The following is an 18,911-nucleotide window of genomic DNA, read 5'->3' on the forward strand; positions in this document are numbered from 1 at the left end:
TTCCATGACTGCCAGTGCTTCTTCGCCATTGCTGACCGATCCGACGACTTCGATTTCGGCGTCTTCGGTCATCATACGTGTAACAAGTCCGCGCACGATGGCGGAATCATCCACGATCAGGACTTTGTATGGCGAATGGATGGGCGTTTCTTCCACGTGGTAGCGTCCCCGCTTGATGATGGAGATCGGATCTTGAAGGCTTACAGGTTCGTGAGCACCCCGGCCTAGATCAGGCCGACCTGCTCGAACTTGGCCTGGATGATCTCGCTATCGAACGGCTTCATGATGTATTCGTTCGCGCCAGCGGTGATGGCTTCCTGAATGTGTTCAAGGTCGTTTTCAGTTGTACAGAACACAACAACAGGATCATCGCCACCAGGCGTTGCACGCAGTTCACGCAGGAACTCGATCCCGCTTTTGACGGGCATGTTCCAATCAAGCAGAACCGCGTCGGGCATGGACTCAAGGCACTTGTCGAGTGCCTCCTGACCGTCCACTGCCTCCACAACCGCAAACCCGATTTCCTCGAGAATGCGTCTTGCTACCATCCGGATGACTTTCGAATCATCGACGACGAGACAACTCTTCATCGACTTCCTTCTCGCTTACTTAGGTCGTTAAGCCACAATGGCAGGAACCGGGCACATTGCGTGCCCGGCATGGGAAATCAGGTTAACCGGCCTGCTTGATCGAAGACGTGAAATCAAGCAGACGGGTCACGTCGAGAATCACCAGAAGCTTCTTGTCGAGACGGAAAATACCGTCCGAGAATTCGCGCCAGCGCGGATCGAGCGTTGCCGGGTTCTGTTCAAACGCCTTTTTCGGAACGCTCAGAACCTCACCCACCTGATCGACCATCAGGCTGTAAAGCTCGCCACCTTCATCGACAACGATGCTCATGCCCGGCTCATCGTCTTCGCGGTCACGCAGACCAAGACGTTTGCGGACATCAATCGCGGTCACGATACGACCACGCAGGTTCAACGATCCGGCCACTTCCGGCGGTGAAAGCGGGATACGGGTTATGCGTTGCGGCCCCAGGACATCCTGAACGGTCAGGACAGGGATACCGAAAAGCTGCTTGCCAATATTCGCGGTCACGAAATCCTGGCTGTCACCACCAAGTTCAAGGGCGCCGCCTTTTTCCTGGCTCGGGACGAGTGCGTTTTTATCGCTCATAGGACTGTTCTCCCGCTTACATGCTGCTCAGTGTCTGGATCAGGGTCGAGACAAGCGCATCGCGATCAAATTTGGCCACATAGTCGCTGAAACCGACCTGACGACCGCGTTCGAAGTCTTCCTCTTTGGTGTGCGAAGACAGGGCAATGATCGGAATTTCACCCCATTCTGCATCATCCTGAAGCGCTTCGGCAAATTCAAAGCCGTTCATGCCCGGCATCTCGATGTCACTGATGATCGCGTCAAACAGAACACCACGGTTTTTAAGGTCCATGGCCTGTTCTGCATTTTCGACCGCAGTCACATTGAAACCGGCAACCGACAGCATCGGCGTCAGCAGGTTACGGAAGAACGGGCTGTCATCGATCAGAAGTACACGCTTCTTCTCGCCACCGTTATCCTCGGTGCCGAACCAGTCGCTGAAGGCCAGTTCGAGATAGTAACCGGCATCAATAAGGTCGGTCGCCTTGCCGTCAATGACGGCCGAACCAACCAGACCATCCTGATCCGCGGTCAGTTCAACATTCAGCACGTCATCAACAATATCGACGATCTCGTCGACAACCAGACCCATGGTGCGTTCACGATCCTGGAACACAAGGGTCGGCTGACGGCCTTCTGACTTCATCTGGTAGCTACCGTCGATAAAGACAAGAGGCATAAGCTTGCCGCGGTACTGGACCAGCGGACGGCCATTCGAATGTTCGATATTCTCGACATCGATTTCTTCAAGGCGGGCAACCAGTGCCAGCGGAACCGCGCGCACTTCGCTGCCACCAGCCCGGAAGACCAGCATGGATGTGGTTTCGCGATCCGATGCATCGGCCTTGGCCTTGCCTTCGACACCCTGCGAACCACCAACGGTGATTTCGCCAGTGCGGGTGGCAATGCCGTTCGGATCAAGGATCATGATCACGCTACCGTCGCCAAGGATTGTGTTACCCGAGAACAGCGACAGATCGCGCAGGATCGGGGCCACCGGTTTAACAACGATTTCCTCGGTGTCGAACACGCGGTCAACGATGATACCGAACGAATAGGTACCAACCTGTGCGACCACGATGAATGCTTCTTCATCAACCGCATCATCGCTTTCCTGAGTGGTATCAAGACCAAGAATTTTCTTGAGCGTGACCAGCGGCAGCAGACGATTACGCAGGCGCAGGACCGGCGTATCGTGAATGCGTTCGATGGAATGTTCGGAGTTGTTCGATGCACGCACAAGTTCCAGAACGCTGATCTGCGGAATGGCAAAGCGTTCGCCGCCACTTTCCACGATCAGGGCCGACACGATGGCCAGCGTCAGCGGGATCTTGATGATGAAGGTCGACCCACGGCCTTCGACCGATTTCAGCTCGACCGTACCACCGATCTTTTCGATGTTGGTACGCACAACGTCCATACCCACACCACGACCGGAAACCGAAGTAACCTTTTCCGCGGTCGAGAAACCGGCTTTGAAGATGAACTGCTGGATCTGCTGTTCACCCATGCCTTCAAGCTCGCTTTCGGTCGCAAGACCGTTGGCAATGGCTTTGGCTTTAATGCGCTCAAGGTTCAGACCACGACCGTCATCGGAAATCTCGATGATGATGTGACCGCCTTCATGATACGCATTCAGCGTGACCGTACCGGTTTCAGGCTTTCCTGCATCGCGGCGGCCCGGAATATCTTCCAGACCATGGTCGGCCGAGTTACGCACCATGTGGGTCAGCGGGTCCTTGATCAGTTCAAGAACCTGACGATCCAGTTCGGTGTCAGCACCGATCATTTGCAGATCGATTTTCTTGTTCATCTCAAGGGCAAGGTCGCGAACAATACGCGGCAGTTTTGCCCATGCGTTGCCGATCGGCTGCATACGGGTCTTCATCACGCCTTCCTGAAGGTCAGTCGTGATGTGCGACAGGCGCTGCAACGGCACGGTGAATTCACTGTCATCCTTGCCGCGAACCATCTGCAAAAGCTGGTTACGGGTCAGGACGAGTTCTGAAACCAGGGTCATCAGATTTTCAAGCAGCTCGACATTCACACGAATGGTCTGGGCTGCAACCGAGCTTTCCTTGGCTTCTGCGCGCGGAGCCTCTGCCTTTGGCTTTTCGGCAGCCTTTTTGGCCGGCGCTACTTCCTGGGATTTTGCGGCTGCGGGCGGTGCCGCCGGTTTTGCCGGTGCTTCCGGCTCCGGTTCAGCGGCCGCAGCCGGTTCGTCAGGAACTTCAAAATCGGGATCGTATTCTGCGGCGTCAAAAGCAGCCTGCAGTTTTTCGTCGTCCGTCATCGGAACTTCTTCGTCGGCTTCCTCTGCTGCCGGGGCTGCTGCAGCAGCCGGCGCACCACCCGGAATTTGGCCGGTATCGGCAAAGTGGTTCAGACGACCAATCAGGTCAGCATCATTTCCGTCCGGCTCTGCTTCGTTCTGTTCGAGCTCGCCCAGCAGATACTTAATCGTATCAATCGACTCAAGAACAAGCGTCACGGCATCAGGTGTCACCACCAGTTCGCCGTCACGGATTTTACCGAGCACGTTCTCGCCAGCGTGGGCAACAGCCTCAAGGCGCGGCAGGCCAAGAAAGCCGCAAGTGCCCTTAATGGTGTGAACCAAGCGGAAAATATTGGACAAGATGTCCGGATCATTCGGGTTCTGTTCCAGCTTCACCAGTTCGACGTCAAGCGTCGACAGGCTTTCAGAAGTCTCGGTCAGAAATTCACTTAAAAGATCGTCCATATACCCCCTCCAAATCTCCAACAATCAATAGCTTGTCGGAACTGGAACTCCCATTAAAGCGCCAAATGGCGCAAACGTACTATACTTCGGTATCTTAGGTAGAAGCTATTGCACGCCATTACCAGACCTGCCGGTCAAATTTTTATCCATAGATCAATGCAATATTTCCGTCCTGTTGCAAGACCGAAAGCACTCCACCCCCGAGTTTAGCCAGTTTCCGCAAGAAAAACGCCTGAACATTGCGCGGATCGAGTGCATCAGTAGAAACTTCTTTTTCCAATACATTCATGATTTCAGGGCGCAAGGCAGCGCGTTTGCCTTCGCCCAGAACCGTTACTTTACCGGAGTCGCGCATAACCGAAAGCGTTCCACCGAACGGCAAAGCTTCACGGGCAAGCATAACCATGTTCAATACGATTCGCCCGTGAGATGGATCAATTGGAAGATCCGGCCAATCAAGTGCGACCTTCCCCTCGGCCGCATAAGTCTGTTTTGCCGCTTCACGCATCGCGGCGGTATCGGCACTGCTGCCCGCACGCCCGAAGGCCAACCGGAACAGTTGCAAACGACGCGCGGCCTCAAGACCGCTTTTGCGCATGAGTGCCAGCGCCTCATCGTCGCTAACGCCGTCTTCCCCCATCAGTTCTGCCCCGGCATTGACCGCCCCGACCGGACCGACAAGATCATGACAGATCCGCGAACTGATCAGTTCGATCAAGGTCAGTTCAAGGGTGGCATCCTCTTCCATAGCGCGGGCTCTCCAAGGTCTTTGCGTATCGTCACAACATCATGCCCCAAGACACGATGCGCTTCCCGAATGGTCCGATCTGAGCGAACAGGTCACTCGCAGAAGCCACAAGATTGCCGCCGATATATTAAGAGCTTATTTAGCACGCTCGAAAATCAGGCTTTTCCGACCCGGCAAATTTTGCCTTTCTGCGATATCGGCCCCGATATCCGGTCCGCAACACGCAGCCGCAAATTGCGCGACCTCGGCAAACGACCTATATTGAAACCAGCAACACAGGATACAGAGCACCCAATGGATTTCTTGCTGACGCCAGGCGCCATCGTGCGTCATCCCAATCAACCGGACTGGGGACTGGGCCGCATTCAGGCCGTTGACGGAGATCGAATCGCTGTCAATTTCGAAGAGGCCGGTCGCCAGATCATCCGCCAGCGCTATGTCGTTCTGGAAATTGTCGAAGCCGCGGCGGGCTACGAATAAGCGCCCTTCCTGCAACCGGTCCTTGAAGGCAACGCTTGGCACATGGATTGCTCGGATCGAATTGTTAATCAATTCACCATAAAGATGGTCTCTATCATAAACTCGATAGATGAACCTGACACGAGCACAACAGTCTTAAGAAGGTTTCGAAGCCCATGATCGCAGCCAATAAACCACCGCGTGACAGCTTTAAACAGCGCCACCACGTCGCGGCCTTTACCGTGCTGGAACAATTTGCCCAGGGTCTTGTGCATGTTGCCCGCAACCATGGCGGTTCCGTTACCGAAGAACAGATCCTGAAATCGCTCAATAGCCTGCGCGACAACGAAGATTTGTTCGAAAATGCATGGGCGATCCTTGAAAGCGACCTCGAAGCGATCAAGACCCGTGAACATGCGGCCCTGCGTCACGATCCGTTCGGGCGTCTGCTGGTCTCGCGCTTTGATCATCTGCTTGAAGGCAATGCTGCCGGCGATACCGAACACGGCGCATTGTCACGCACCATCCTGCAGCCTTTCTTCAAGGTCATCCGCATGATGGTCGGCATGGACATGCTTCAGGAAATCGATCGTGAAATTCACGAAATCATCGAAGCCCACGCCAATGATGATGACGAGTTGCGCAATCCCTCCGAATACTGGGATCATCTGGCCAAAACCCCGGAAGTCCGTTCCCGGATCAATCTGGTATTTGCCCGCATGGCGCTGCATTTCAGCAACTATGAACACCGCAAGAAATGGCTGATCCAGCTCGTCAATGACAACATGGTCCATGGCGAAGAACGTTGGGAATTCACCGAAACCCACTGCATCCGCCTGCTTGATGCGCTGTTTGCCGATGTGCGCAAGACGCTTGCTGTGCCGGAACAGTCCGCCGAACTGGTCGCGCGGATGGGCCGCGAAAACGTCGCCACCCTGCGCGAAGTGGTCAAATGCATTGATGCGGACGTCGCCAAATTATCAAAGTGATCGTCGACCTGCGGGCACCCGTTACCTGACAGTTACCCCTTACCGAACGAATATATGAGCTGCGATCTGGTATCGGATCGTGGCTCATATCGTTTTCACCTGACGGAAAGGTGAACACCACAGATCGAAACAGACTGGTCAAAACCCCGTCTGCTGTGCCACAGTCGCCTCACAACGATTGCAAAACGCCCGGAAACTCAACAACACCGTTGAAACGCCACCATGACCAAACCGCTGATCGATAAATATGGCAGACATGTCTCTTACCTGCGCGTTTCGGTAACCGATCGCTGCGATTTCCGCTGCACCTATTGCATGGCGGAAAACATGACCTTCCTGCCCAAATCCGATGTTCTTTCGCTTGAAGAACTCGATCAGCTTTGCACGGCTTTCATCACGCGCGGTGTGCGCAAACTGCGCCTGACCGGCGGTGAACCGCTGGTGCGCCGTGGCATCATGGATCTGATCGCCAATCTGTCGCGCCATCTTAAAACCGGCGCGCTCGACGAACTGACCATGACCACCAATGGCAGCCAGCTTGCCACCTATGCCGATGATCTGGCCCGCCTTGGTGTGAAGCGACTTAACATCTCGCTTGATAGTCTGGATTCTCAGAAATTTACCGAAATCACCCGCCGCGGCCGCCTTGAACAGGTGCTGGCCGGGCTTGAGGCCGCCAAACAAGCCGGTATTTCGATCAAGATCAATACGGTGGCGCTTCGCAACTTCAACGAAGACGAAATTTCACGCCTTGTCGCCTGGTGCGGGAAGGAGGGCTTTGATCTTTGCCTGATCGAAACCATGCCGCTCGGCGACATTGATGGCGACCGGACCGACCAATACCTGCCGCTGACCGCTGTGCGCGAAAGGTTGGAGCAGGAATACACCCTGATCCCGTCCGAATATGTCACACCGGGCCCGGCCCGCTATACCACCGTGGCCGAAACCGGCGGGCGTCTCGGCTTCATCACGCCACTCACCCATAATTTCTGCGAAGGCTGCAACCGCGTACGTGTGACCTGCACCGGTACGCTTTACATGTGCCTGGGTCAGGAAGACCACGTTGACCTGCGTGCCGCCCTTCGTACCGGCGACCCGCGTGCGCTTGATCAGATGCTGGATGCCGCCATGGACCTCAAACCCAAGGGCCATGATTTTGTCATCGACCGCAAAGGCCAGAAACCGGCGGTCGGTCGCCATATGAGCATGACTGGCGGATGACATACTCAAATCTTCCCTCGCCTTTTAATATACAATAAAATAGCCAACAGCCCTCATTGGAGGGGGTTGAAGGGATATCGCGATGCGAAGCTTTTTTCAGCTCCCAAACTCATGGCATGATTACTACGATTATTCATGGAAGTGTTTCTAGGGGGCGATTGGGCTAAAGGTTGTACAGTACGGTGAGCCAATCGTAGTGGTTCATTTCGCGAAATTGCCGTGATGGCGACTGAAAATCCCTTCGGGACCATTTTGGAAGCGATCAGGTTTCGGCAGCCCGGCGAATATGATCGGAGACGGCGCGTTGAAGCACTTCTAGATGGGCGAGGTACATTCGTTGACCAAACGAACAGGTCCTCATCGATCTACCAACATGAGAGCGCGTCGTCGCGGCCTACTTATCAAAACCTAGTGACCGTAAGCGTGCTTTAGATACTTCAGAGATCAAGTGAGACACGCAGGAAACACAGTCACTGCTGCCAAATCCCGGTACCGGAACGGGTTTGCTTTGGTCCTGTAATCTAGCACGCAGTTCACACTCATCCCCACCCGGCACCACCAGCACCGACACAACGCGCCCAGCGCCCTCTGAGGTCAGTTCATCGACATGCCAATGGGTTTTTTTGTCCGCTTTGCAGTGGCGTTTGACCCGTGCGGCAATACCGCCGGGGCCGTTGGCAGAGCCGCAATAGAGGTAGGTTCCTTTGGCAAGGGTGATGCCTGTGAAGCGTTTATTTTGAAGCGTCAGGTCAGCGGTGAGTTCGATCACCAGAACGTATGCTCCGGCAACTTTGGGGAGCTGCCGGAGGGTTTGATCATTGATCTCTGTGACAAACGTGCTCACGCGTCCGGGGACTCTCGCAGCAACAGATCAATCGAAAGTCCGGGTCCGGCCATGCCATTGGTCAGGACCGGTTCGCAATGTTCGTTGATCCGCGACGCGATGCGTTGGCGAAAACCGCTAAAGCGTTTTGATTCCACGACATCGACCGGTTCATCGAGATGCACCTCGACCCGGAACACACCCGGTGTCGGGGTCGCCGTGACGCTTCGGATCAAGCCGGTGACGGCATGACCAAGGTAGGAACCGGCAAACCGTTTGCCTATGCCAAGATCAGACACACTGGTCGGGATATTGCGCCGTGCCATGGCAACGGCGGTGTTCCAGTCACGAAAACCGTGGCTTTGCGCCAGCAGTTCCAGCGAACCGGTATGCGAAATCGAGACATCACGCGCGGCCAAGGCTTTGCGCAGGCGTTTGGCCTGTGCCTTGAATTGCTCGGTCGCGTCGGTTTCAACGTCGACACGGCTGATATTGAGCGTATTGGAAGTCATAAATCGTCTCCACGCAGGAGGCCGGGGGTCCGCATTGCCGGGCCGTATCCTGATCGGGAAACGGGTCCGAAAATTTCATTCCACGCACTTTACCAAAGGCATAAACCTTGCGGACGGCAGGGGTGCGCACCCCGTAAAAAGCGTGTTAGCCCAATCTCGACCTAAAAACAAGGTTTTCACGTTGCCTGATATTGCGCGGTTATAGCCTGACATCGGCGGATGGCGCGCCTTTCTCAAAAATTGACAGCCCCCGTGACAACAACATATACCAGTGAAAACACGTCATATCGGCGGTCCCGAATATGCGCCGATCAACCATAAGGAATATGCGCCATGGCCATGGAAGCCTATGAAATCGAAAGCATGATCAAGGAAGCCCTTCCCGATGCTCAGGTCCGCATTGAGGATTTGCGCGGCGATGGCGATCATTATGCAGCGATTGTCGTCTCCGAACAGTTCCGCGGCAAAACCCGCGTGGTTCAGCACCAGATGGTCTATTCCGCCCTTAAGGGCAAAATGGGCGGCGATCTGCATGCGCTGGCGCTGCAAACTTCTGCGCCGGAATAAGGTCACCCAAGATAAAGCTTTGGCAAAGCACCTCGCCACCACGAACCGCTTCGCCAGACCAAACTCAGGGGCCGTTTGCCTTCGGCCCCTGTTGCCTTTCCGATCGAACTGAGCTGGTCCGAAGACTTAAGCGGCCGGTCACAGCCCCATTCACTGACCACGGCTTGAAATTATGTCTTCTCAAGAAAAACCGGCACTGATCGGCCCCGGCCCCCTCGCCGGGCTTGGCGCCTTCATCTTCTGGGGGTTTTTCGGCCTGTATTTCAAACAGGTCGCTTTTGCCACCCCGCTTGAAATCCTGTCGCACCGCATTGTGTGGTCAGCACTTCTCACCCTTCTGCTGGTGTTTGTTCTGGGGCGGCGCAAAAAACTGCTTGAGCTGATTTCATCAGCACGCACCGTCGGGCTTTTGTTTCTTTCGAGCCTTCTGGTTGCCGGAAACTGGTTGCTTTACATCTGGGCTGTCAATAATGCCCATGCCCTGGAAGCCAGCCTCGGCTATTACATCATGCCGCTGATCATGCTGATCCTGGGGCGCATTTTCTTTGCCGAAAAACTCAACCGCATTCAGATCATTTCCGTTTTGATCTGTACGGCCGGGGTTCTGAACCTTCTGGTTTTTTATGGCAATATGCCCTGGGTGGCCGTCGGGCTTTCGACGTTGTTTGGCTTTTACGGTGTGATTCGCAAATTCATCCCGGCTGATCCGATCGCCGGTCTTTTTGTTGAGTGTATTCTTCTGACTCCGTTTGCCTTGGGCTATCTTGGCTGGCTGACCTATCAGGGGGATATGACCTTTGGGCATATCGGACGGGTCGAAGATGCGCTTTTGATCGGGCTTGGGGTTTGCACGACAGCGCCGCTTGTGTTGTTTGCCTTTGCGGCGCGCAACATGAAATTCTCGGCCCTTGGATTGATGCAATATCTCAATCCGACCATCCAGTTCTTTGTCGCGGTTCTAATTTTCGGCGAGATCTTTACCGAGGCCCACATGATCACCTATGCGCTGGTGTGGTTCGGCTTGGGAATTTTTACCTGGGATAACCTGCGCACCGCGCGGCAAAATCGCGCCAAGAGTTGACAGAACCGCAGGTTCCAGCCATATCTTCGCCCATAAAAGTTTAACCTGAATTCGCGGCCCGAACAGGGCCCCCAAGCCAAGGACAATCATCATGACCGACAATCCGGTATTCGAACGCATCCAGAAAGACGTCAATGACAATGACGTCGTCCTGTTCATGAAGGGTACCGCTATGTTCCCGCAGTGCGGCTTCTCTGCCGCTGTTGTTCAGGTCCTGGCCGAGCTTGGCGTTCAGTTCAAGGATATCAACGTTCTGGTCGACCCGGCAATCCGTCAGGGCATCAAGGACTTCTCCAACTGGCCGACCATTCCGCAGCTTTACGTCAAGGGCGAGTTCCTTGGTGGTTGCGACATCGTGCGTGAAATGGCTGCCAGCGGCGAGCTGTCCCAGCACCTTAAAGACAAGGGCGTTGCCGTTGCCGCCTAAGGCATCAAGGCAACAAGGCATAAGGCCTTACCCCATTCAAAAACGCGCTGCGCAGGTTTTCTGCCAGCGCGTTTTTTGTGCCCGAACCATCGCCAAACTCGCCAAATGCGATCATATCCCGCACACGATAAAACTATTTCTTGATGGTTTGTCTGCTATTCCCCATCTTTAGGGCAAGCTGAAATTTGCGCCACAGGGGAAGTCACAGGCATGAAACCGGCAATCAAAACAATGGCATGTTTTGCGATCTGGCTGTTTGCAATCTGGTTTGCCTTGCCCATCCTGCCCACAGCAGCACAGATGGCGGCCGTTACCGCCCTAAGTGGCTCAGAGGGCGGATCAGAACCCGCCACAGAACTTCCCGAAGACGGCGTGATTGCCGAAACCTTCAGCTATTATGGCTTCCTTGAAGAAGGTGTCACCCGCACTCAGGCCCGCATTGCCGAAACCATGTCCGGCCTTGATGCCTTTCCCGCAGAACTCGATGCCACACGGGCCTTGCTGTCGACCGATTTTGGCCAGACCGGCCTGATGCGCATTTTGCTGTTTACCGTCATTTTCGTTGGTGTCGGTATCGCGGCCGAGGTGATCTATCGCAGGCTTTCGGCACCAGCATGTGCCTATCTTGAATCGCAAAGCCCCCGGAAGTTTTCGGAACGCCTCAAACACATGGTTGGGCTTTGTGCGCTTTCGCTGTTTTCGCTGCTTGTCTTTGCCATCGGATCGCTTGGCGCGTTTATGATGTTTGACTGGCCGCCAATCATGAAATCGGCTGTGATGTCGCTTCTGATGGCGTTCTTTGCCCTGCGTGTCCTGATCATCGTGCTGCAATTCCTGTTTGCGCCCAAGGCCGAAGGCCTTCGCATGATCAATGTTGATCCGCAGGCCGCCAGCGTTCTGACCAAACGCCTGACCTGGGCGGCGGGAATATCATTGTTTGCCTTTGCCGTGGCCAATGTGTTTGGTGCCGCGCCGACCATGGTTGCGGGCGATATCATCCTCTTTGATGCAGCCGTGGTGATTTCTGTCGTCACCTTTTGCGTGGTCACGCTTTCAATTGGACGGTTCTTTGCCAGCCATGCGGCAAGTGCCGAGGTCGAGAAGATAGCCCTGCCAACATCCATCGCCCGTCTGTGGCCGATGATTGTCTGTGGCTGGTTCATTCTGGCGGGCGGGGTTGCAATCATTGGGGCCGAACGCATCCTTAAGGCACTGCTTGCCATCGGACTTGCCTGTTTGTTTGACGTGGTGTTTCGCAACATCATCGAAAGCCAGCATCGCAAGAAACTGCAAGTGGCCGAACAGGAAGCCGCAAAACACAATGCCAGGGCGGAGGCAGTTGCCCATGAACATGACGAGGTGTTTGAACCAATAAAGCCCAAGGCACCTGTTTTTACCAAGGTGCTTAAACGCGGTGTGCGGCTTCTGGCACTGGTATTTGTGCTGGCAAGTATCTGGCGCATCTGGGGCTTTGACCGGTTGGCTCAGGCCGATGATGCCGGGATCATTGCCCGGATCATTGATAGCTCGACCGAAATCATCATGATCCTTCTGATCGCCGATCTGATCTGGTCGCTGATCAAGACGTTCCTTGATGAACGCATGAGCGCGTCAGCAACGGGCAATGCCGGTGATGAGGGCGGGGGCACCGGGCTTTCGCGGGTCGAAACCCTTTTGCCACTTTTGAAAAACTTCGCGCTGACCGTGATTGTCATTATGGTGGCGATGGTCACCCTGTCCTCATTGGGCGTTGATATCGGGCCCCTGATTGCCGGTGCCGGTGTTGTCGGCCTTGCCCTTGGCTTTGGCAGTCAGGCGCTGGTGCGCGATGTGGTGGCGGGTGTGTTCTTCCTGCTTGATGATGCGTTCCGGCTTGGCGAATATATCGAAGTCGACAATCTGCGCGGGCGGGTCGAAAACATCTCCATCCGGTCCATGCAGCTGCGCCATCATCGTGGCCCGCTTCAGACCGTCCCGTTTGGCGAGATTAAATCCATCGTCAACCACAGCCGCGACTGGGTGATCGTCAAACTGGAATTCCGTGTACCGTTTGAAACTGACGTCAACAAGATCAAGAAACTGATCAAGAAGCTGGCGGCAGAACTTCTGGAAGATCCGCTGATTGGCGACAGCTTCATCGAACCGCTGAAATCCCAGGGCGTGCGCCGGATGGAAGAATTCAACATGGTGATCGGGCTGAAATACACCTCAAAACCCGGCGAACAATTCACCATCCGCAAAACCGTCTATCAACGGGTTCTCGCCATGTTCAAGGAAAACGGCATCCAGATGGCCTCGCGCAACGTCAAGGTCGATGTGCCGCCAGATGCAACACCCGAACAAAAACAGGAAGCGGTTGCCGCCGCCGCCCAACAGGCGTCCGAGCAACTGAACAAACCGCCCGCCTGATCGCGTTGCCCATAACGCAGACAAACAAAAACGCCCGCTGTTTCCAGCGGGCGTCTTCGTATCGGTTCGTCGCGAAATCCGTAAGGATTAACGCGAGTAGAATTCGATAACCAGGTTCGGCTGCATCTGAACCGGGTACGGAATTTCTGCGAATTTCGGAACGCGAACGAAGGTACCTTTGAAGGCCTTCGCGTCAACGTCGAGATATTCCGGAACGTCACGTTCGTTCAGGTTGGCAGCTTCCATAACCATCGGGATTTCGCGCGAAGCAGGTTTTACTTCGACAACGTCACCTTCCTGAACCAGGTAGGACGGGATGGTTACTTTCTTGCCGTTAACAAGAATGTGGCCGTGGTTCACGAACTGACGTGCAGCAAACACGGTCGGAACGAATTTCATGCGGTAGATAACCGCATCGAGGCGCTGCTCAAGAATACCAACGAGGGTTTCGGAGGTATCACCCGGACGACGGGATGCTTCTTTGTAGTAGCGCAGGAACTGTTTTTCAGAGATCGAGCCGTAGTAGCCTTTGAGCTGCTGTTTCGCAAACAGCTGGGTACCATAGTCGGTCGGCTTCTTACGGCGGGTTGCGCCGTGCATGCCCGGTGCATATTCGCGCTTGTTCAGCGGCGATTTTGCACGGCCCCAAAGGTTCACACCAAGGCGGCGGTCAATCTTATGCTTTGCAGCAATACGTTTCGACATTTTGTAACTCTCTTTTTTTAAAGATCACTTATTGTCCCGATAGTTTCCAACCGCCCAACACCTGAGCATGCGGAACGGGGACGAAACCACATGTTTCGACCCACTTTCTCGGAAGTGAGGCGCAATATAGAGATGATTGATCAAGAGTCAAACATTAATCGCGCCCGCCATCCCGCATGGAAGCCCTGCATTTCTGCCGACTTCTGCTTGAATGGCACCCCACCTGCACCGCACTTGGCAATCGGGTGGAAAATCAGTCCTTTGGCTTGTGCTTACCACCGCGCATGGCAACAATCATCCCGCGCAGCGTCTGGACTTCCTGATGGGTCAGATTTGCACGGTTAAAGATGTTGCGGATATTGCGCGCCATGCCGGGGCGTTTTTCCGCGACCCGGAAGAAACCCGACTCATCAAGTTCGCTTTCAAGGTGCAAGAAAAGACGTTCCATATCATCCTTGGTCGCCGGGAAGGTATCGGCCATCATCAATTGATAGTCAGGCACATCAACGCCCGCCTGCCACCATTCATAGCCGATCAAAAGAACCGCCTGGGCCAGGTTAAGCGACGTAAAACCAGGATTAAGCGGCACGGTGACGACCGCATCGCCCATGGCAATATGTTCGTTGCGAACCCCGGTGCGTTCCGGGCCAAACATCACGCCGACCTTTTCTCCGCGCCCGATCACAGCGCGCATTTCCGGTGCCAGCCCCTTGGGGGTAAAGACCGGCTTGATGGCATCACGGGTACGTGCGGTGGTGACGTAAACCCGGTTCAGATCGGCCAGCGCATCTTCTTCACGCTCAAACACCTTGGTGTTATCGATGACGATATCGGCCCCTGATGCATTGGCGGTTGCCCGCTCATTTGGCCAACCATCACGCGGCCGCACCAGACGCAAATCCACCAGACCACAATTGAGCATCGCACGCGCGGCCTTGCCGATATTATCGCCAAGCTGCGGCTCAATCAGAATGATTACGGGCGGATTGGCAATCCCGCCTGTTTCAGGCTTGGCACTGCCGATGGGCTCGCTCATCGCGGTATTCTCCGGTCGTCAAAGGAAGGCATAGAAGCTGTTTTTCGGGCGTCCCCGTCCATATTGGCGCTTACTTAGCAAAAGCCAACCGTTCGCGCCAGCCTCCAGATTTAAGTCTCCTTATCCGTCACGAAAACAGCCGGACCTTGATATGGCCCGGCTGCATGTATTTGACGGATATCCGATCACATCATCAGGCGTGCTGACTGCGCACACCGGACTTGAACAGTTTATAGGTGATGGAATCGCGAAGCGCGTTATAGGACGCCTCGATAATGTTGGTCGAAACGCCAACCGTCGCCCAGTTATTGCCTTCGGCATCCCGGCTTTCGATCATGACGCGGGTCACTGCACGCGTGCCATCGCCGCGGGTTATGATGCGGACCTTATAGTCGATCAGCTCAATCTGCTCGACCGCATCGCGGTATTCCGGCACGGTCAAAAGGACCTTACGAAGGGCCGCATCAAGGGCGTTAACCGGGCCATTGCCTTCGGCGACCGACATGAACTGATCATCGCCAACCACGACTTTGACGGTCGCTTCCGACATGGTGATGACCTGCTCGTCCTGTTCATCGACCCAGCGACGTTCGTCAATCACACGGAAAGACGTCACTCGGAAATAACGATCAAGCTCGCCCATCGCCTTGCGTGCGAGCAATTCAAAGCTGGCCTCGGCCCCGTCATAGGCATAACCGTCAAACTCGCGGCGCTTGACGGTTTCAACCAGTTTGCCGACGGCCTCTGATTTGGGATCAACTTCAACGCCAATCTCGCGGAAACGGGCCAGAATGTTCGACCGGCCCGCCTGATCGGAAACAAGGATATGGCGCTGGTTGCCGACCAGATGCGGTTCGATATGCTCGTAACAGGTCGGGTTCTTTTCAACCGCTGAAACATGCAAGCCGCCCTTGTGGGCAAAGGCACTGTCGCCGACATAGGCCGCCTGACGCAGCGGTTCACGGTTAAGCCGCTCATCAAGGATGTGCGAAATGCGGCGCAAATGGGTCAGCTGGTCATGGGAAATGCCAACGTCATAGCCCATTTTCAGCATCAGCGTCGGGATGATCGAAATCAGGTTGGCATTACCACACCGCTCACCAAGGCCATTCAAAGTGCCTTGCACCTGCCGCGCACCGGCACGCACCGCGGCCAAAGAGTTCGCAACCGCATTTTCCGTATCATTGTGGCAATGAATACCCACATGGCTGCCGGGGATCTGGCTGCAGACATCGGTAACAATGTCAAAAATCTCGTCAGGCAGCGTGCCGCCATTGGTGTCACACAAAACGACCCAGCGCGCACCGGCCTCATAGGCCGACTTGATCGCGGCAAGCGCATAATCCCGGTTGGCCTTGTAACCGTCAAAGAAATGCTCGGCATCGAACATGACTTCGGAAACCTTGGTTTTCAGATGGGCAATTGAGTCCGAGATCATCGCCAGATTTTCATCAAGCTCGATCCCGAGTGCCTCGGTCACCTGAAAATCCCAGCTTTTGCCGACCATGCAAACAATCGGCGCATTCTGCGCAAGGCTGGTAAGCCCCGGATCGTTTGATGCCGAACGCCCCGCACGGCGGGTCATGCCGAAGGCGGTCAGTTTGGAATTCTTGAGTTTGGGCGGATTGGCAAAGAATGCATCATCGGTCGGGTTCGCCCCCGGCCAGCCGCCTTCAATATAGTCAATCGACAGTTCGTCCAGTGCCTTGGCAATCGCGGTCTTGTCCGCGGCCGAAAAATCCACGCCCTGGGTCTGCTGCCCATCGCGCAAGGTACTGTCATAGAGATAGACGCGCTTGTCTGACATTTTCATTCCAACTGATCGATCGTCTCGGGTGCCGCGGCCGTTTTTTTTGGCCGCTGCTATTCTGTTCGCAAGGCTCATGATTTCATGTCTTTTGCGGGTCTGGCAAATTGCCGCAAAACAGACAGCAGCGCAACAGCATTACTCAAATTGCCATCCCGACGACAATTTCTGCTCTATTTCAACAAATTACCCATCTTTAGGATAGCTGACCTGTCCCCTTGAATGGTTGCAACCACCACTATGCGATGATTACCTTTATCCTAGGTTGTAGTACGCTTGATCAAAACCCTGCACATGTAGAACAAAGCTAATGATCGCGCGACGTCCAAGGACAATAAAAATGGCAAATGACGCCCCCACCAGCGTTGATATCATGATGCTTGCCGGCCTGACGTGGGAACGTACCGGTCGCAATTGCTGGACTGCATCAGACCGTTTTGCCCGCTACATCATATTCCGTGACATCGATGAACGTTGGTATGGCGACTGGGAACGGGACGGGGAACTGACCCGTGCGGACTGGTCTTGCCCGATCCTTGAAACATTTGCCGAATACATGGTTGATAACGCCCGGCGGCAATCATCCTGATAATCAGGCGGGTAACCACGCCCGAAGAATCAGATATAACTAATAAATTGCCCTTCAAATACGCGTCTGACCCGGCTTTTCCTTGCGTTTGACGCCATGTCGATTATGTGTTGGGGTAGCACAACGTTACATAATCCAAGGCAAGCCTAATCCAATGACCAAAGCCATTCCCATGCAGATCGACATTGTTTCGGACGTTGTCTGTCCGTGGTGCATCATCGGTTACAAGAACCTTGAAGATGCCATCAGCCGTCTGGACGGCGAAATTGACGTCACCCTGCGCTGGCACCCGTTCGAACTGAACCGCGATATGCCGCCCGAGGGCCAGGACCTCTCGGAACATATCAGCGAAAAATACGGCCTGACTGCCGATCAAAGTGCCGATAACCGCGCACGCATCACCATGATGGGCGAAAATGTCGGCTTCCCGATCCATTTCGGATCAGATGCACGCATCTATAACACCTTTGACGCCCACCGCCTTTTGTATTGGGCGGGCAAGGAAGGCGAATACGGCCAGCAGACCGCGCTTAAACTCAATCTGTTTGCCGCCTACTTCCAGGGTGGCGACAACACCGCCGACCATGGTGTTTTGAAACGCGCGGTCGAGGAAGTTGGTCTTTCACCGGAACGCGCCGCCGAAATCCTTGCCAGCGACGAATTCGCCAAGGAAGTCCGCGCCGAGGAAGACGAATTTGGCGATGCCGGTATCAGTTCGGTACCTACCTATGTGGTCAATGGCAAATTCGCCATTTCCGGCGGCCACCCGCCAGAAGTATTCGAACAGGCCCTTTCGGAAATCGCGCGTCAGGGTGATGAAATCCTTGCCGAAGCGCAAAACGACGCCTGATTAGGCCCAAGTGCAGACAGATGAACAAAGCCCGGTCCATTGGATCGGGCTTTTTCGTGGCCCTCGACAGAACTCAATTACCGATCTAGGCTGATCTTGCCACCACACAAGGAAACGCCCCATGATCAGCCTTGCCGAGTTTGGGCAATATCTGCCTGGAATATTGCTGTCTTATGCAGCCCTGCTTGTCGGGCTCATCAGCCCCGGCCCTGCCCTTTTGGGTTTGATGGGGGTGTCGCTTGATCAGGGCCGTCGCGCTGGTCAACATTTTGCCCTTGGCATTGGGACCGGATCGTTTTCGATCGGCCTTCTGACCCTGACGGGGCTGTCCGCCGTTCTTGCCACTTATGCCGATGCGATGACCGCCATCCGGATTTTTGGCGGGCTTTATTTGCTGTGGATGTCCTATCGGGCGTTTCGTACGGCATTTCGCAAACCACCCACCACATCAGACATCGCCGACGCTGTTGATGCCCGAAAGATATCCGGACGCGGCTACTATTTTCGCGGATTGGGACTTCACCTGACCAATCCCAAGGCCATCCTGACATGGATCGCCATCATTTCAATCGGCTTCCATGAAGGCGCCCCGCTTTGGGTCGGGGCGGCGATTGTGATTGGCTGTGGTCTGATTTCAACCAGCATGCATTTGCTTTATGCCACCGCCTTTTCCACCGCCCCGGCGATTTCGATTTATCGCCGGGCAGCCGGATGGATCAACGGATTGCTTGGTGTGTTCTTTGCCGCCGTTGGGCTACGGTTACTGATCAACCGCTAAGCTGTCAGC

General features: G+C 54.9%; 19 protein-coding genes. 10 read left to right on the forward strand and 9 right to left on the reverse strand.

The features are described from left to right. Nucleotides 1-224: 224 nt before the first annotated feature. From B2T33_RS06595 to B2T33_RS06610, 4 genes are all read right to left on the reverse strand, one after another. Nucleotides 225-590 (reverse strand): response regulator, encoded by a 366-nt coding sequence (locus B2T33_RS06595; protein ID WP_008891618.1) that lies wholly within the window; start codon nt 588-590, stop codon nt 225-227. Between the two features lie 82 nt (nt 591-672). Next, the gene (locus B2T33_RS06600) at nt 673-1,179 is read right to left on the reverse strand and encodes a chemotaxis protein CheW (protein ID WP_008891617.1); all 507 of its coding nucleotides are present in this window, start codon (nt 1,177-1,179) and stop codon (nt 673-675) included. A 16-nt stretch (nt 1,180-1,195) separates the two neighbouring features. Next, nucleotides 1,196-3,901 (reverse strand): chemotaxis protein CheW, encoded by a 2,706-nt coding sequence (locus B2T33_RS06605; RefSeq protein ID WP_120225452.1) that lies wholly within the window; start codon nt 3,899-3,901, stop codon nt 1,196-1,198. 142 nt (nt 3,902-4,043) lie between these two features. After that, nucleotides 4,044-4,649 carry a histidine phosphotransferase family protein gene (locus B2T33_RS06610; RefSeq protein ID WP_063087440.1) on the reverse strand — a complete coding sequence of 202 codons (606 nt, stop codon included), beginning with the start codon at nt 4,647-4,649 and terminating at the stop codon, nt 4,044-4,046. A gap of 294 nt (nt 4,650-4,943) precedes the next feature. Here B2T33_RS06610 and B2T33_RS06615 point away from each other — a divergent pair, with 294 nt between their 5' ends. From B2T33_RS06615 to moaA, 3 genes are all read left to right on the forward strand, one after another. Then, the gene (locus tag B2T33_RS06615; RefSeq protein ID WP_008891614.1) at nt 4,944-5,129 is read left to right on the forward strand and encodes a DUF3553 domain-containing protein; all 186 of its coding nucleotides are present in this window, start codon (nt 4,944-4,946) and stop codon (nt 5,127-5,129) included. 155 nt (nt 5,130-5,284) lie between these two features. Beyond that, nucleotides 5,285-6,097, forward strand: coding sequence for a hypothetical protein (locus B2T33_RS06620; RefSeq protein ID WP_286791540.1), 813 nt, complete (start codon nt 5,285-5,287; stop codon nt 6,095-6,097). 222 nt (nt 6,098-6,319) lie between these two features. Continuing rightward, nucleotides 6,320-7,318 carry a GTP 3',8-cyclase MoaA gene (gene moaA / locus B2T33_RS06625; RefSeq protein WP_286791541.1) on the forward strand — a complete coding sequence of 333 codons (999 nt, stop codon included), beginning with the start codon at nt 6,320-6,322 and terminating at the stop codon, nt 7,316-7,318. 394 nt (nt 7,319-7,712) lie between these two features. On the opposite strand, the gene B2T33_RS06630 is transcribed toward moaA, so the two are convergent. Together B2T33_RS06630 and B2T33_RS06635 are read right to left on the reverse strand one after the other, a co-directional pair. Then, nucleotides 7,713-8,162, reverse strand: coding sequence for a GIY-YIG nuclease family protein (locus tag B2T33_RS06630; protein WP_286791542.1), 450 nt, complete (start codon nt 8,160-8,162; stop codon nt 7,713-7,715). Then, complete coding sequence (locus B2T33_RS06635) at nt 8,159-8,653, reverse strand: glyoxalase superfamily protein (RefSeq protein ID WP_286791543.1); 495 nt, start codon at nt 8,651-8,653, stop codon at nt 8,159-8,161. The genes B2T33_RS06630 and B2T33_RS06635 overlap by 4 nt, the downstream gene beginning before the upstream one ends. Nucleotides 8,654-8,986: 333 nt before the next feature. On the opposite strand from B2T33_RS06635, the gene B2T33_RS06640 reads away from it, so the two are divergent. The 4 genes from B2T33_RS06640 to B2T33_RS06655 all read left to right on the forward strand — a co-directional run bounded on the left by B2T33_RS06640 (nt 8,987) and on the right by B2T33_RS06655 (nt 13,137). Beyond that, complete coding sequence (locus B2T33_RS06640) at nt 8,987-9,220, forward strand: BolA family protein (RefSeq protein WP_008891609.1); 234 nt, start codon at nt 8,987-8,989, stop codon at nt 9,218-9,220. 172 nt (nt 9,221-9,392) lie between these two features. Next, entirely contained in the window at nt 9,393-10,301 is a 909-nt protein-coding gene (rarD, locus tag B2T33_RS06645) for an EamA family transporter RarD (protein WP_286791544.1), read from the forward strand. A 91-nt stretch (nt 10,302-10,392) separates the two neighbouring features. After that, a complete protein-coding gene (gene grxD, locus B2T33_RS06650; protein ID WP_044827586.1) occupies nt 10,393-10,728 on the forward strand; it encodes a Grx4 family monothiol glutaredoxin in 336 nt (111 codons plus the stop codon). A 210-nt stretch (nt 10,729-10,938) separates the two neighbouring features. Further along, a complete protein-coding gene (locus B2T33_RS06655) occupies nt 10,939-13,137 on the forward strand; it encodes a mechanosensitive ion channel domain-containing protein (RefSeq protein WP_286791545.1) in 2,199 nt (732 codons plus the stop codon). A gap of 87 nt (nt 13,138-13,224) precedes the next feature. Here the strand turns inward: B2T33_RS06655 and rpsD are convergent, their stop codons facing one another. The 3 genes from rpsD to cimA all read right to left on the reverse strand — a co-directional run bounded on the left by rpsD (nt 13,225) and on the right by cimA (nt 16,685). Further along, nucleotides 13,225-13,842, reverse strand: coding sequence for a 30S ribosomal protein S4 (gene rpsD / locus B2T33_RS06660; RefSeq protein WP_063087428.1), 618 nt, complete (start codon nt 13,840-13,842; stop codon nt 13,225-13,227). 253 nt (nt 13,843-14,095) lie between these two features. Continuing rightward, complete coding sequence (locus B2T33_RS06665; protein WP_063087426.1) at nt 14,096-14,878, reverse strand: RNA methyltransferase; 783 nt, start codon at nt 14,876-14,878, stop codon at nt 14,096-14,098. 193 nt (nt 14,879-15,071) lie between these two features. Beyond that, nucleotides 15,072-16,685: a citramalate synthase gene (gene cimA / locus B2T33_RS06670; RefSeq protein WP_064788905.1), complete on the reverse strand. Its 1,614-nt coding sequence runs from the start codon at nt 16,683-16,685 to the stop codon at nt 15,072-15,074. 340 nt (nt 16,686-17,025) lie between these two features. On the opposite strand from cimA, the gene B2T33_RS06675 reads away from it, so the two are divergent. From B2T33_RS06675 to B2T33_RS06685, 3 genes are all read left to right on the forward strand, one after another. Next, nucleotides 17,026-17,274 carry a hypothetical protein gene (locus tag B2T33_RS06675; protein ID WP_008891599.1) on the forward strand — a complete coding sequence of 83 codons (249 nt, stop codon included), beginning with the start codon at nt 17,026-17,028 and terminating at the stop codon, nt 17,272-17,274. Between the two features lie 154 nt (nt 17,275-17,428). Continuing rightward, entirely contained in the window at nt 17,429-18,124 is a 696-nt protein-coding gene (locus B2T33_RS06680) for a DsbA family oxidoreductase (protein ID WP_064782103.1), read from the forward strand. 121 nt (nt 18,125-18,245) lie between these two features. After that, nucleotides 18,246-18,902, forward strand: a complete 657-nt coding sequence (locus B2T33_RS06685) for a LysE family translocator (protein ID WP_286791546.1) — start codon at nt 18,246-18,248, stop codon at nt 18,900-18,902. The last annotated feature ends 9 nt before the right edge of the window (nt 18,903-18,911 follow it).

The organism is Thalassospira sp. UBA4513, from assembly GCF_002388495.1.
In the GTDB taxonomy this organism is placed as follows: domain Bacteria; phylum Pseudomonadota; class Alphaproteobacteria; order Rhodospirillales; family Thalassospiraceae; genus Thalassospira; species Thalassospira tepidiphila.

What these genes read in the sequence shown, in the direction of transcription:
- B2T33_RS06595 (WP_008891618.1), bottom strand. Translation starts at nt 590, where the DNA reads ATGAAGAGTTGTCTCGTCGTCGATGATTCGAAAGTCATCCGGATGGTA.
- B2T33_RS06600 (WP_008891617.1), bottom strand. Translation starts at nt 1,179, where the DNA reads ATGAGCGATAAAAACGCACTCGTCCCGAGCCAGGAAAAAGGCGGCGCC.
- B2T33_RS06605 (WP_120225452.1), bottom strand. Translation starts at nt 3,901, where the DNA reads ATGGACGATCTTTTAAGTGAATTTCTGACCGAGACTTCTGAAAGCCTG.
- B2T33_RS06610 (WP_063087440.1), bottom strand. Translation starts at nt 4,649, where the DNA reads ATGGAAGAGGATGCCACCCTTGAACTGACCTTGATCGAACTGATCAGT.
- B2T33_RS06615 (WP_008891614.1), top strand. Translation starts at nt 4,944, where the DNA reads ATGGATTTCTTGCTGACGCCAGGCGCCATCGTGCGTCATCCCAATCAA.
- B2T33_RS06620 (WP_286791540.1), top strand. Translation starts at nt 5,285, where the DNA reads ATGATCGCAGCCAATAAACCACCGCGTGACAGCTTTAAACAGCGCCAC.
- moaA (WP_286791541.1), top strand. Translation starts at nt 6,320, where the DNA reads ATGACCAAACCGCTGATCGATAAATATGGCAGACATGTCTCTTACCTG.
- B2T33_RS06635 (WP_286791543.1), bottom strand. Translation starts at nt 8,653, where the DNA reads ATGACTTCCAATACGCTCAATATCAGCCGTGTCGACGTTGAAACCGAC.
- B2T33_RS06640 (WP_008891609.1), top strand. Translation starts at nt 8,987, where the DNA reads ATGGCCATGGAAGCCTATGAAATCGAAAGCATGATCAAGGAAGCCCTT.
- rarD (WP_286791544.1), top strand. Translation starts at nt 9,393, where the DNA reads ATGTCTTCTCAAGAAAAACCGGCACTGATCGGCCCCGGCCCCCTCGCC.
- grxD (WP_044827586.1), top strand. Translation starts at nt 10,393, where the DNA reads ATGACCGACAATCCGGTATTCGAACGCATCCAGAAAGACGTCAATGAC.
- B2T33_RS06655 (WP_286791545.1), top strand. Translation starts at nt 10,939, where the DNA reads ATGAAACCGGCAATCAAAACAATGGCATGTTTTGCGATCTGGCTGTTT.
- rpsD (WP_063087428.1), bottom strand. Translation starts at nt 13,842, where the DNA reads ATGTCGAAACGTATTGCTGCAAAGCATAAGATTGACCGCCGCCTTGGT.
- B2T33_RS06665 (WP_063087426.1), bottom strand. Translation starts at nt 14,878, where the DNA reads ATGAGCGAGCCCATCGGCAGTGCCAAGCCTGAAACAGGCGGGATTGCC.
- cimA (WP_064788905.1), bottom strand. Translation starts at nt 16,685, where the DNA reads ATGTCAGACAAGCGCGTCTATCTCTATGACAGTACCTTGCGCGATGGG.
- B2T33_RS06675 (WP_008891599.1), top strand. Translation starts at nt 17,026, where the DNA reads ATGGCAAATGACGCCCCCACCAGCGTTGATATCATGATGCTTGCCGGC.
- B2T33_RS06680 (WP_064782103.1), top strand. Translation starts at nt 17,429, where the DNA reads ATGACCAAAGCCATTCCCATGCAGATCGACATTGTTTCGGACGTTGTC.
- B2T33_RS06685 (WP_286791546.1), top strand. Translation starts at nt 18,246, where the DNA reads ATGATCAGCCTTGCCGAGTTTGGGCAATATCTGCCTGGAATATTGCTG.